This is a genomic window from Mesorhizobium sp. CNPSo 4684 (assembly GCF_057784315.1).
Map to the genome: position 1 here is coordinate 1 of NZ_JBWLUX010000064.1, position 12,559 is coordinate 12,559.

At 59.0% G+C, this 12,559-nt stretch carries 9 protein-coding genes, 2 pseudogenes and 1 riboswitch; of the genes and pseudogenes, 6 read left to right on the top strand and 5 right to left on the bottom strand.

Going from position 1 to position 12,559, the window contains the following annotated elements; genetic code table 11:
• The first annotated feature begins 131 nt into the window (after positions 1–131).
• Positions 132–3,245, top strand: a complete 3,114-nt coding sequence (locus AC04SG_RS32225) for a WD40/YVTN/BNR-like repeat-containing protein (RefSeq protein WP_488554313.1) — start codon at positions 132–134, stop codon at positions 3,243–3,245.
• Between the two features lie 48 nt (positions 3,246–3,293).
• Positions 3,294–3,443 carry a hypothetical protein gene (locus tag AC04SG_RS32230; protein WP_488554314.1) on the top strand — a complete coding sequence of 50 codons (150 nt, stop codon included), beginning with the start codon at positions 3,294–3,296 and terminating at the stop codon, positions 3,441–3,443.
• A gap of 496 nt (positions 3,444–3,939) precedes the next feature.
• Here the strand turns inward: AC04SG_RS32230 and AC04SG_RS32235 are convergent, their stop codons facing one another.
• The 3 genes and pseudogenes from AC04SG_RS32235 to AC04SG_RS32245 all read right to left on the bottom strand — a co-directional run.
• Complete coding sequence (locus AC04SG_RS32235; protein ID WP_488554315.1) at positions 3,940–4,086, bottom strand: hypothetical protein; 147 nt, start codon at positions 4,084–4,086, stop codon at positions 3,940–3,942.
• A 249-nt stretch (positions 4,087–4,335) separates the two neighbouring features.
• Positions 4,336–4,546, bottom strand: a pseudogene (locus AC04SG_RS32240) (MFS transporter); the annotation flags it as partial.
• Between the two features lie 209 nt (positions 4,547–4,755).
• Positions 4,756–4,978: pseudogene (locus AC04SG_RS32245) on the bottom strand (IS110 family transposase); the annotation flags it as partial.
• 119 nt (positions 4,979–5,097) lie between these two features.
• Here AC04SG_RS32245 and AC04SG_RS32250 point away from each other — a divergent pair.
• From AC04SG_RS32250 to AC04SG_RS32265, 4 genes are all read left to right on the top strand, one after another.
• Entirely contained in the window at positions 5,098–5,220 is a 123-nt protein-coding gene (locus AC04SG_RS32250) for a hypothetical protein (protein ID WP_488554316.1), read from the top strand.
• A gap of 299 nt (positions 5,221–5,519) precedes the next feature.
• Positions 5,520–6,227: an IS3 family transposase gene (locus AC04SG_RS32255; RefSeq protein ID WP_488554317.1), complete on the top strand. Its 708-nt coding sequence runs from the start codon at positions 5,520–5,522 to the stop codon at positions 6,225–6,227.
• Complete coding sequence (locus AC04SG_RS32260; RefSeq protein WP_488554318.1) at positions 6,208–6,375, top strand: integrase core domain-containing protein; 168 nt, start codon at positions 6,208–6,210, stop codon at positions 6,373–6,375. The genes AC04SG_RS32255 and AC04SG_RS32260 overlap by 20 nt, the downstream gene beginning before the upstream one ends.
• A 368-nt stretch (positions 6,376–6,743) precedes the next feature.
• A complete protein-coding gene (locus AC04SG_RS32265; RefSeq protein WP_488554319.1) occupies positions 6,744–7,799 on the top strand; it encodes a cytochrome-c peroxidase in 1,056 nt (351 codons plus the stop codon).
• Between the two features lie 102 nt (positions 7,800–7,901).
• On the opposite strand, the gene metE is transcribed toward AC04SG_RS32265, so the two are convergent.
• Together metE and AC04SG_RS32275 are read right to left on the bottom strand one after the other, a co-directional pair.
• Positions 7,902–10,226 carry a 5-methyltetrahydropteroyltriglutamate--homocysteine S-methyltransferase gene (metE, locus tag AC04SG_RS32270; RefSeq protein WP_488554321.1) on the bottom strand — a complete coding sequence of 775 codons (2,325 nt, stop codon included), beginning with the start codon at positions 10,224–10,226 and terminating at the stop codon, positions 7,902–7,904.
• Positions 10,227–10,344: 118 nt separating this feature from the next.
• Positions 10,345–10,544: riboswitch (cobalamin riboswitch) on the bottom strand.
• 1,477 nt (positions 10,545–12,021) lie between these two features.
• Positions 12,022–12,559: adenosine kinase (locus AC04SG_RS32275; protein WP_488554320.1), on the bottom strand; the 538-nt coding region annotated here is incomplete at its 5' end.

Sequence of the window (12,559 nt, forward strand, 5' to 3'; positions counted from 1 at the left end):
TCAACGCCAGGGCTGATTGCAATAACATAATGATCGAGGATGAGATGCCGACGGAGATGCGTGTGATTGACCCGAGGGGCTTACCGGCCTTAAAATGGCGGTGCATTGGACCCACCAGAGGCGGCCGCGTTGTGGCGGTCGCGGGCGATCCTACCGATCCGATGGTGTTCTATTTTGGCGCCTGCGCGGGAGGGGTTTGGAAGACGATCGACGGTGGCGTTTATTGGCGCTGCATATCCGACGGGTACTTCGCGAGTGCAAGTGTCGGGGCGCTGGAGGTTGCCCGGTCCGATTCCAACGTGATTTATGCCGGCATGGGCGAAACGACGATCCGGGCCGACGTCTCTTACGGCGACGGCGTTTACAGGTCGAGTGATGCAGGTCGCAGTTGGACTCATCTCGGTCTCAAAGAGACTCGGCACATCGGCAAGATTTGCATTCATCCGCAGGACCCCGACCTTGTCTTTGTCGCGGCGCTTGGCGATGCATTCGGGCCGAACGAAGAACGCGGCTTATTTCGCTCCAAGGACGGTGGCAAGAATTGGAAGAAGATCCTTTATCGCGGTCCCGACGCCGGCGCAGTCGACATCTCGATGGATCCCAACAATCCGCGCATCCTTTTTGCAACGACCTGGGAGGCACGGCGGAACTTTTGGAGCCTGAATAGTGGTGGGCCAGGCAGCGGATTGTTCCGGTCGCTTGACGGGGGTGACAGCTGGGAGGAGTTGTCCGGACGGAACGGGCTGCCAGATGGCCTGCTCGGGAAGATCGGTGTTTCAATTTCCGAAGCGCAATCCGGAAGAACCTACGCGCTCATTGAGGCGGAAGGTGACAAGATAGGGCTTTATCGCACCGACGATTATGGCGACCACTGGATCCAAGTCTCGCAGAACCGCGATCTGATGCATCGCCCTTTTTATTACACCCATGTTTTCGCCGACCCTGTCCACGCCGAAACGGTTTACGTCAATAATCTACAAATGTGGAAGTCGACTGACGGTGGGTTGAGCTTCACCGAAGTCACAACCCCCCACGGTGACAACCACGCGCTTTGGATCGACCCCGCTGATCCCAAGCGAATGATTCAGGGCAATGATGGTGGCGCTTGCGTCACGTTTAATGGCGGTAAGACCTGGTCGTCAATCTACAACCAGCCGACAGCGCAGTTCTATCGCATTGACGTCGATGACCAACACCCATACCGCGTCTACGCCACCCAACAGGACAACACCGCGATTTCGGTCCCAAGCGCTTCGGAGTGGGGTGTCATTCCATTGAGCGACTGCACCTATCCTGGCACCGGCGAAAGTGGTTTCATAGCTGTCGATCCCAAGGACCCTAATATCGTGTATTGCGGTGCGGTCGGCTCAAGTCCCGGCAGCACGTCATCGCTACAACGTTATGACCATCGCACCCGTCAGATCCGCGTAGTCAACGTATGGCCGGAATACACGGTGAGCATGGCGCCAAAGGATATGCGCTACCGCTTTGGCTGGACTTTCCCGATAGCTTTTTCTCCGCACGATCCGAAGACGATTTACGCTGGTGGCAACCGCGTGTTCCGAAGCATCAACGAAGGGTCGAGCTGGACGGTGATCTCGCCCGACCTGAGCCTCAACGACCGGACGCGACAGGACTATTCCGGGGGGGCCTTGACCCGCGACAACTCCGGCGCGGAGGTGCATGCGACATGTGCCTCGCTCGTGGAGTCACGATACCGCCGGGGCGAGATCTGGGCTTCCACCGATGACGGCCTCGTTCAAGTGACCAGGGATGACGGAGCCCATTGGAGTAACGTCACACCCGAAAGTATGCCCGAGCTCGCGTATGTCGGGTGTCTCGAAATCTCCGTGCACGACGCTGACACCGTTTACGTTGCGGCTACTCGATACAAACTTTCCGACTACCGACCCTACCTTTTCCGCACCAAGGACGGTGGCAAGAGCTGGCAATCGATCAGCGGCGACTTCCCGGTAGGCGAGATAACCCGTGTCTTGCGCGCCGATCCGGTGAGACCGGGGCTGCTCTTCGTCGGCACCGAAACCGGAGTTTTCTTTAGCCTCGATGACGGTGCCCATTGGTCGCGCATGGTCGGCGGCTTGCCCGTGGTTCCGGTCTACGATCTCAAAGTCAAAGGAAGCGATCTCGTTGTCGGCACCCATGGTCGGTCCTTCTGGATCCTCGATGACATCACCCCACTACGCGAACTGGACGCAGATCAGAAGGATGTGAAGCTGATTAACCCACGCCCTACAGTGCGGACCAAGCTCGCATGGGCTGCCGGGCAGGGTTTTTCTAAAGTCGGTATCTCCAAGGCCGGGATAGGGTACCTAGCTTGGGGAATTGGTGCCGCCACAGAGGTCGTGGACCTGGAAGACGGACAGATCGATCGCCGTTGTCTCGACTGCGGTGAGAACCCGCCGGACGGGGCGATCGTCTATTACTGGTTGCCCAGCGATGCTGAACCGCCCGTCAAACTTACCTTTCAGGACGCGGCTGGAATCGTCATCGCCAGCTTCTCAAGCGATGATAAAGACTTGCCCCCGCACGCTAAGCCGGGCACGAAGGCCGGACTAAATCGGTTCCTCTGGGATCTCACGTATCCGGGACCGACCAAGCTAGACCGATCTCTAGAGACTCGGAAGTACAAGCCTCTCGCGCCGGATAACGAGGACCCAAGCGGCCCCGCCATCGTTCCAGGGAGCTACAAAGTCCAGATTCAAACTGGCGGCACCGATCAAACGGTCAGCTTCTCCGTAGTTAAGGATCCACGCATAACTACGACTGAGCAGGAGTTTGCCGAGCAATCCGCACTCCTGCATGAGTTGTTCAGTCTGCTTTCGTTACTTAACCGAACCCTCAATCAAATGCGGCTAGTGAAACGACAGATAACGGATATGCAGAAGCGGCTCGGTCAGAATTCGCCCCTTGGGGCGCGTACACAAACGCTGGCGGGACAGCTGGAGGCGATCGAGGGAGCACTGATCGACATCAAGCAGGAGACGCCGCGCGACCAAGAGCGGAATCCTCCTGGCTTAAAAGATAAGCTGGTCGACCTCATCAGTGTGGTTGCGGTCGCCGACGAGGCGCCGACACTCTCAGCCCGTCAGGTTGCTGACGAGATCATGTCGAAGGTGCAAGAAGAGATTCAAAAGTTTGGCGTATTTCTGGACGACGACGCCGCGGCGCTCAACGTCGCCCTCAGAAACGCAGGCGTCGAGCCCATAGGGTTCACAGGGGCGTAGCGCGGTCAAGAACACGGACAGCTTGCTCATCTCAGGAAGGAGAAATAGATGGATTTTATTGAACGAATTTTCGGCGTGACTCCGGATGGAGGCGACGGTACCACCGAGATGCTCTATATCGTAGCCGGGTTCCTGGTCATAGCGATGGTAGCCCTCCGCCAGTGGCTGCGCCGACGCGCGAGCGCCCGGCGCCGTTAGCCGTCCACTGAAGTCGAGAGTCGAGACCGGTAAATCGAGGTCGTCCACGAATGTTAGCTAGCTGTGGATCCTCAACACGCCCTCTGAGGTAAGCCGCGAACACATCAACAATGGGGTCGTGCTCCGTGCGCTCAATCGGAAGGGCGGTTGGTATCAAACCTTTTGCCGTAAAGCGGCAAGCAAGCGCCGGAGCGCCGATCGGTCGCCCGAATCGATGCTCCAGTGTTTGGAACGGTGCTCAAGAAACCGCTCGACATAATCTTCGCTTAAATCCTGGAGACCGTGCCCGTTGCCGAGATGCCAGTATCTCAGCTCATAGGCTTAGCGATCGCCATGTGCATTGCTGACCGAGGCCTTCGTCCGACAATCTCCCCGCATAAACGCGTGCAAACTCGCCATACGGCCCGTGGATCAGCTTCCGATTCAGTGTGCTGCGTTGCAGATAGTCACTTGCGTTCATGTGTCCTCTCCTTCGCGTCAATTGCGACGGAGCGCGCTATTCGTGGATTGACGGGTCCGCGAACCGCGGCCCGGTGACCGCCGCCGTTACGAAGTCATCCAGCGCCGACATCGTCCGCACCAGCGGGCGGGGCGCGGGTTTGATGGCCATCCAGGCCTCGAGCGCCTCGTCCGACAGCGCCATAGGCGAAGGCCTTGGCGATATCGGCATGGCGCGACAAACCCTTACCTTGGCGCGTGAGCTGTCGTCTCTGGACTTATGCGTAAGCTCTGAAATCGTCATGTGTCGAAGCCCTCTAAGGCTCTGAGCATGTGGCTCACGACCACGCGCTAAGGTGGTGCCGCAACAGCGCTCACAGCATAGAGCCGAGCGTTCAAGCCCAAAACGCCCCTACTGTGCGCCGCGTAACACCGGGAGAAGTTACTGGTCGCCTTACGGGCGCGATACAAAGGGCACAGGCTGAACTTGGCTGCCGGAGGTAGGGCTTGTGGACCGCTCTACCGAAAGTGCGAGATGAGGAGAAGACCAGCTACCTGCAGAGCGGCAAGACGCTCGCCTACCTCCCTGTCGGTGACTGTTAGCCGATGGTTTAGGCGAAGATAGTCCGTCCATGTCGGAGTGCGCGGAATGTCTCGGTCCAAAGTGCTAAGCGCGGAAAAACGGAGCCTGCAGTCAAGGTCTCTCTGTTCGTCAGCATGCTCTTGCTGCGTGACGTTGGTCAAGTCATCGAGCCAGGCGGCTTCCACCGGCAAGGGAAAAGGTCTCGTCCATAGCAAACACAGGGTACGCACGGAAGCGGCCCCACCGTCCTCAACAAGAGCTTCTGATCCAAGCGGAAGACCGGAACATTATCTACAGGGTCATCGAAGCGTAGCTGACAGAGGTTCTTCCACCTGGCACCCCGCCCTTCAACGAAGGGCCGGTAGTCGGAACCACCTTGACGACGGCGTGCACGACACGCGCCATCTTGGCGGTAATAGCGGTCATTGCTTTGGGGCGCGGATCGGGATCGCGATCCCTCGCGATTGTAGCGTTCGAACTTATGACGGAAGCCGTTCTCCCGCTGGCGGATGGCGCATTTCGAAAAAGCCGGACAGGCGAGTCCGCTAATTCCCGGACAGCGATGGAGTGCACCCCCAGACTGAGACAAGGAAAATCGCGGACAGTTTTCCCGCAAGTAGAGGAAACTGGGGCATGGCCGGACGGCAAAGAGTTACTGATGATGACCAAAAGCTGGAGCTTCTCGAGCGCATGGAGGCGGGCGAAACCGTCAGCAAGTTGGCAGATGAGGTCGTCATCAGTCGGCAACGACTTTAGGAGTAGCGTGATCATCTCAGGCTTCATGGTAATCTGAAGTCACGTCGGCGCGGCCGGCCGGCCAGATCGAGAGCAGGAGTTGACGGGACCGCACAGCTGCAGAGTGCAGTCGATGTGCCGGCACCTCAGGAAAAGGCACTGACCAAGGCTAGGCGCCGGATCAGGGAACTGGAGCAGAAGGTCGGGCAGCAGCAGCTCGATCTCGATTTTCTTCGCGAAGCCTTGTGGCACTTCGAGGAAGATCAGCGTCGGAGCAGCGCTCCTGGCGAAACGGCATCTTCAAAGTCATCGAAAAAATGATGACCGGCCTGTCGCAAGGCGAATTCAACATCGACAGAATGTGCTGGCTCGCTGGTGTCAGCCGCGCGAGCTATTACCGTCACTGGCTGGATTCGGCCCCTCGTCGAGCCGAGACGGGTTTGCGCGATCTCATTCAGAAGCTGGCTCTCGGCAACACACACTACGGCTACCGCCGGATTGGAGCCCTGCTGCGGCGGGAGGGGTGGCAAGTCAATCACAAATGCGTTCTGCGGATCATGCGTGAAGACGATCTGTTGTGCCTATTGCCAGCCCCTTTTGTTCCTGTGACGACCAACTCCAGGCATGGTTGGCAAGTCGTGCCGAACCTCGCGAGAGGAATGATCCTCCATGGCGTAAGGGTTGCCGATATCACCTTCCTGCATCTGGCCGAGGAGTTTGCCTTCCTTGCCGTTGTCCTTGACGCGTTCAGCCGCAAGGTTGTCGGATGGGCGCTGGATACGCATCTTAGAGCAAGCCTTGCCATCGAAGCTCTCGAGATGGCCATCGCTGATCGCCAGCCCGTACCCGGGAGCCTCATTCATCATTCCGACCGCGGGGTTCAATACGCTTGCGGGGCTTACTCCGAACTTCTGCATCTACACGGTATCCAGGCGAGTATGAGCCGTGTCGGCAATCACGACAATGCGAAGGCGGAGAGCTTCATGAAAACCCCTGAAACAGGAAGAGGTGCAAGGTCTCGCCTATAAGGATGCAGATGATGCCCGCAAGCACATCGGCGCTTTCATAGAGACCGTTTACAATACGCAGCGCCTGCATTCGGCGCTCGACTACCTCAGTCCAGAGGAATACGAACAGAAGCATTCACGCGGGCGAAAGATGGAAAAGGCCGCATAGCTTAACACGGGAGATGTACGCTATTTTCCTTGTCTCAGTCTGGGGTGCACTCCAGATGGAGCAGAAGCTACTTTGTAACGGATAATTCGTCCCAAATATCGAAACATCGCTATGCCGTCCTGATTCTTCACAGTAGAAGGCGGAAAAAGAATCCAAAATAGGCTCCGGCGCCCAGCTTCGGAGCTGACTATCGGTGGGCCAATCATTTGAGCCAATCGAGAAAGGCGTTCACTTCCCGACCGCTTGCGCCTCTGTGGTTCGGATTGCGGGTGTCAGACCCCCAATTCTCTCCAGCAACTGACCTAGCGCAGGGCGTTCACTGACCGCATAACCCAAAATGGCTGCGTACAGCACGCAGAGAGGCATCTATGAAAGTCCTGTTGACTATGATGGCAGTCGCCTTGCCGGCAGCCGCCGCTTTTGCTGATCAAGCGATCCCCGAACCCCTCAGAGAAACAGCACTGGCGACTTTCAAGGCTTTGCCATCAATCACACCGGCCGTCACGAACAACCCGATCACCTACGAGAAAATTGCTCTCGGCAAGGCAATGTTCTTCGATCCACGCCTGTCGGCATCAGGCGTCTTCTCATGCGATTCGTGCCACAACTTGGCCACCGGGGGCGATGACAATCGCGAGACTTCGATCGGGCACGGTTGGCAAAAAGGGCGGCGCAACGCGCCCACGGTTTTGAACGCTGTCTTCAACATTGCGCAGTTCTGGGACGGTCGCGCCGAAGACCTTAAGGCTCAAGCCAAGGGTCCGGTGCAAGCGAGTGGCGAAATGGCCAACACGCCAGATCGACTCATAGCCACACTCAAGTCGATGCCGCAATATGTCGTGTGGTTCAACGCAGCTTTTCCGGATGAAGCCGACCGGGTCACCTTCGAAAACTTCGCCAAGGCAATCGAAGCCTTCGAGGCGACACTGGTCACGCCAGCCCCCTTCGATGATTTCCTCAATGGTGATGACGCCGCCATGACTCCCGAACAGAAACAGGGTTTGGCGCTCTTCATGGACAAAGGCTGCGCATCTTGCCATGCCGGTGTCAACGTGGGTGGGGACGATTACTACCCATTCGGCCTTGTTGAAAGGCCCAGCGCCGACATCCTGCCGGACAATGACAAGGGCCGATTTGCACTCACCAACAAGGCGGAGGATTCTTATGTTTTCCGCGTGGCGCCGCTGCGCAATGTAGCACTCACTGCGCCCTACTTTCATTCGGGCAAGGTGTGGGATCTGAAACAGGCCGTCGCCATCATGGGAAAGACACAGCTCGGCCAAGACTTGACGAAAGAAGAAGTTGACCGGCTCGTCGCGTTCCTTGATGCGTTGACGGGGAGGGTGCCCGACGTCGTCTTTCCCGTCTTACCGGCCGAAACCGCGACCACGCCCCGACCTGACTCGCAGATCTCGGGAAGGTAAGTGGCCTGAGCTTCGGAAATTAGAAGAACAACGGTGACGAACCAGCCACTGAGGCGAGCCGGTCGCGACCTTCATCAAGTGCCATGATCTAATCTCAAAGCCTCAGGCCTGCACTCTCTCCCGGAGCGTGCGTGCTGCAGCGACCATGTTCACGAGGGCAGGGCGGACCTCCTCCCATTTGCGTGTTTTGAGGCCGCAGTCCGGGTTTACCCAAAGTTGCCCGTCGGAGAGCCGCTCGCGTGCAAGCATGAGAAGGGCCGAAATCTCGGCGACTTCCGGAACGCGCGGTGAGTGGATGTCATAGACTCCGGGACCGATTTCGTTTGGATATTTGGTGCTCGTAAAGGCGTCCAGCAGTTCCATCGCCGAGCGCGATGTCTCAATTGAAATTACATCCGCGTCCAGCTCAGCGATCACGTCGATGATCGTGTTGAACTCCGAATAGCACATGTGAGTGTGGATCTGGGTCGCGTCCTGTACACCGGTTGAAGCGAGCCGGAAGCATTCCACTGCCCAGTCGAGATAGACTTGCCAGTCGGACTTGCGCAGCGGCAAACCTTCGCGAAACGCCGCCTCGTCAATCTGGATTATCTTTGCGCCAGATCTTTCCAGGTCCGTCACTTCATCGCGAATGGCGAGCGCGATCTGGCGGCAGACCTCGGAGCGGGGAATGTCGTCGCGGACAAAAGACCAGTTAAGAATGGTCACAGGGCCTGTGAGCATTCCCTTGACTGGCTTTTGCGTAAGCGACTGGGCGAATTCCCACCAGCGCACCGTCATCGGATTGGGGCGCGATACGTCGCCGAAGATGATCGGGGGGCGCACGTACCGGGAGCCATAGCTTTGCACCCAGCCATGCTGGGTGAAGGCGAAGCCAGACAGCTGCTCGCCGAAATGCTGTACCATGTCGTTGCGTTCGAACTCGCCGTGCACCAGCACGTCCAGTCCGATCTCCTCCTGCCAGCGAATGGCAGTCTTGGTCTCGTTCTGCAGGAAGCTGTCGTAGTCGAGATAGCTGAGCTCGCCCTTCCTGTGGGCGGAGCGGGCCTTGCGCACCCGAGGCGTCTGCGGGAATGATCCTATGGTCGTCGTTGGGAACGGGGGCAGGCTTAGCGTGCGGGCCTGGACCGTGGAACGCACGAAGAAAGGGTTCTTTCGTTGCTTCATGCTGTCGTCGATGCCGGCGATCCGACCTTCAACAAGCGGATCATGGACCTTTGCGGACGCTGCGTGAGCAGCGGCAGCCTCGGCAGAAGCTGTCAACTCGTCTGCCACTGCATCCCTGCCTTCGGACAGCGCCCTCGCCAGCACCACCAGTTCGTCGGTCTTCTGCGCCGCGAAGGCGAGCCACGACCTGATGGCGGCGTCGAGTGCCGTCTCCATCCGAAGGTCCACGGGCATATGCAGCATCGAGCATGAAGGCGCAATTTCGACGCGGTCCAAAGGCCAGCCGGCGACGATCGGCTTGATGCGGTCGAGAATGGCAGGCAGGTTCGCGCGCCAGACGTTGCGGCCATCGATCAAGCCAAGCGACAGCACCAGGTCCTTAGGCGCAAGCCGACCAACCGTCTCCAACTGCTCGGGAGCGCGCGAAAGATCGAGATGCAGGCCGGCCACTGGCAGCGAAATCGCCGTCTCGAGATTGTCCCCCAGAGCCCCGAAATAGGTAGCCAGCATGATCTTCAGCTCGGGAGTGGCCTTCGACAGCTGCCCATAGGCAAATTCATACGCAGCTCGTTCGTTCGGGTTTAGATCCAGGACAAGGGCTGGTTCATCGATCTGAACCCAATTGGCTCCCGACAGTTTCAACCTCCGCAGGAGCTGCTCGTAGACGGGCAGAAGCCGCGGCAGCAGCGCGATGGGATTGAAACCTTCCGCAGGTGACTTCGCCAGTTTGAGGAAGGTGACAGGTCCAAGGATGACTGGGCGTGTGTGAATGCCGAGGGCTTTAGCCTCGAGGAAGTGATCAACCGGTTTCGTCGACGAGAGGGCGAACGTCTGATCATCCTCGAGTTCCGGCACGATATAGTGATAGTTGGTGTCGAACCATTTGGTCATTTCCATCGCGGTCAGGGCAGGGCCAGCCGCACGCTCCTGATCAGAGTGCACGCAGCTCCCCGTCTGACCTTGGTCGCCGCGCGCCATGGCGAAGTAGATGTCGAGCGGGAGCTCGCCGCCAGGCCAGGCGTATCGGGACGGCACGGCGCCGACCATAGTTGCAGTGTCGAGAACATGGTCGTAGAGCGAGAAGTCGTTCGACGGAATTTTCGACACACCGCGGTCGCGCTGCTCTTCCCAGTTGGCGGCACGCAGTGCTTTCGCCGTCGTGAGAAGGTCGGTAGCGGAAGATTTTCCGGACCAGTAGCTTTCAAGCGCGAATTTCAGTTCCCGCCGGCGACCGAACCGCGGCACACCGAGCGTTGCCACAGGAATTTGCTGAGAGACAGTCATGCCATACCCCGATGGTTGGGGCGTGGGGACAAGAAGGCGCCTCGTAGGCCGGCACGAACGCCGGGCTGCTGCGGCCACCGAGACACCCCGCCCGTGGACATAATTCGTCGTGGCAGGTCTCCTGGCTCGCGGGGTCATAGCTTCTCCCCGTCTTCCCGAGGCTGTTCGCCTCAGTGACATGAGTGGGGTTGGCTCACCGCTAACAGTTGCGGGGGCAGCGCCGGCCTCGCACCGGCTTCCCTCTTAGCTCCATGCGGCAGTGCCGTACGGAGAACCACAGCACGCAGACAATCACAGCAGGAGCCGTGTGTCAATGTCGCATAAAGAAATGTTTATGTCATTATGTAAAATGTTGGTGTTTTCGCAAGAGGCCGCAACGAGAGCGAGTAGCTGCGAACCCGCAGATCGACTGGTAAATCAGACCACACATTGAACCGTCCAATGCCAGTAGACCTGGAGAACTCCGGCCGGCTTGCTGTTCGAGCCCACCGCGGCCTGCCAAATCGGCGGCGTCGATCCGATCCCTATATGCGGGCGATCATCAATGGCTATCCTCACCCCGAATCGAGGGGCTCGCGCCTCTGACTTCCTGAAATCCAAAGCCCAAGTCGCATGACGCATCGGCAAGATGGCTTTCTCAGGTCAGATAGTCCCCGATTTGGCAGACCGGCTCCGCACACGTTGCACTCATATACACCTGGGGCCGGCTCCGGGTATCTCGCCCGCTCGCGGAGTGAGAGCGAAGACAAACGGCTAGTCTGGCTCGACGCCTAAACCAAGGGATGCCGTTTCGCTTTCGCGGGTTTACCTAGAAATCTTTGACACGGACCCCACCATTTCTGGTGCGCCTGTCGTATTTCCATTGTGTGTTGCACGGTAGAGTGACTGCGTTTCGCCGCGAGCGCGGCAGAACCGTAGATGGTACGCGATAAGGTCGTAGGAATAAGGCGGCGTAGACCGTCACGCTTTTCAAACGAGACATTCTCCAGGAGGGGATCGTCATCATCTATCCGGCTGTCGGGAGGCTCGGCCGGCTGAGAGGACGAGGCAACATGCGGTCAAGAGATGAAGGGCGAGGTCGACAGCAGGCACCTGCAGTGGACACCTCCCCAAAATGGCGGGCCGGTCGCGCAGTCGAGCCGCCATCACGAGATTTTCTCGGTCGTGGAGGCTTCGCTGTCTGCTGTCCGCCGGGTGAAGCGCGCAGCAGATGAGGCCCAGTGGCGAAGCCCCATGCGGCCGAAGCGAGTGCGACGATGGATAGGACATTCGATGCCCCGGCAGGACATATCGGGGCGTCGAAGAGCGCTGTTCGAGGCGCTATATGCCTCCTGCCGGCGCTCCCCCCGACAGCTGGCTGGGCCAGTCCGGGTTGCTGCATCTCACCCCTGATGCACACCTGGAGTGTGTAGAAAGCAAAGATGTCGAAGCGGCAGTGAAGACGGTGATCCCCCTCCGGCGCGGCGCGGAGATGCGACTCCGGTTCCCGGATTCGGAGGACTGCATTTGGTCGGGACGAGGCTGAACGGCAGCAACCCAGCAGCCGCTAACAGGAGACTGTTGACAAAATCCCCCTCTGTACGCGCGGCATCAACCTTGGCGTCTACTCAAGCGGTCCACGACGACCGTCATCTGGTCAGCGGCACCGCCAGTTGCCTGTCTCGAAAGGCGCGACATAGCCTTGATCCTACTGCCTCGGATCTTGAGATCCCTCTTTGCCGGCGCTGTTCATTGAACAGCTTGCACCGGGTGGATCTGGTCTTGCCACCAACTATAGCAGCCCGGCCAGTTGGGCCGCGCTGCGCAGGTTCTGCCGCGGCCGCGGCCCGAGCTGCTGGATCACCAGCCCGGCCGCCAGCGAGCCGAGGTCGCCGCAATCCTTGAGGCTGCGTCCGGCCGTATAGCCGTAGAGGAAGCCGGCGGCGTAGAGGTCGCCGGCGCCGGTCGTGTCGACCAGTTCGCGGATCGTCGTTGCCTGCATGGTGACGGTCTCGTCGCCGCGCACGATCACCGAGCCCTTTTCGGAGCGGGTGACGGCGGCAATCTTGCAGTCCTTGCGGATGGCCGCCAGCGCCTCGTCGAAGGATTTGGTCTGGTAGAGCGACTTGATCTCGTGGCTGTTGGCAAAGACGATGTCGACGGTGCCCGAGCGCATCAGCTCGAGGAACTCGTCCCGGTAGCGGTCGACGCAGAACGAATCCGACAGTGTCATCGACACTTCGCGTCCGGCCTCGTGTGCGAGCCTCGCCGTCTGCCGGATCGCCTCCTTGGCGCGCGGCGGATCCCACAGATAGCCCTCGAAGTAGGTC

Bases quoted from the DNA above. Each gene is read 5' to 3' on its own strand.
- AC04SG_RS32250 (WP_488554316.1), top strand. From the start codon at position 5,098: ATGGCCGGACGGCAAAGAGTTACTGATGATGACCAAAAGCTGGAGCTT.
- AC04SG_RS32235 (WP_488554315.1), bottom strand. From the start codon at position 4,086: ATGGCGCTGTCGGACGAGGCGCTCGAGGCCTGGATGGCCATCAAACCC.
- AC04SG_RS32230 (WP_488554314.1), top strand. From the start codon at position 3,294: ATGGATTTTATTGAACGAATTTTCGGCGTGACTCCGGATGGAGGCGAC.
- AC04SG_RS32265 (WP_488554319.1), top strand. From the start codon at position 6,744: ATGAAAGTCCTGTTGACTATGATGGCAGTCGCCTTGCCGGCAGCCGCC.
- AC04SG_RS32255 (WP_488554317.1), top strand. From the start codon at position 5,520: ATGACCGGCCTGTCGCAAGGCGAATTCAACATCGACAGAATGTGCTGG.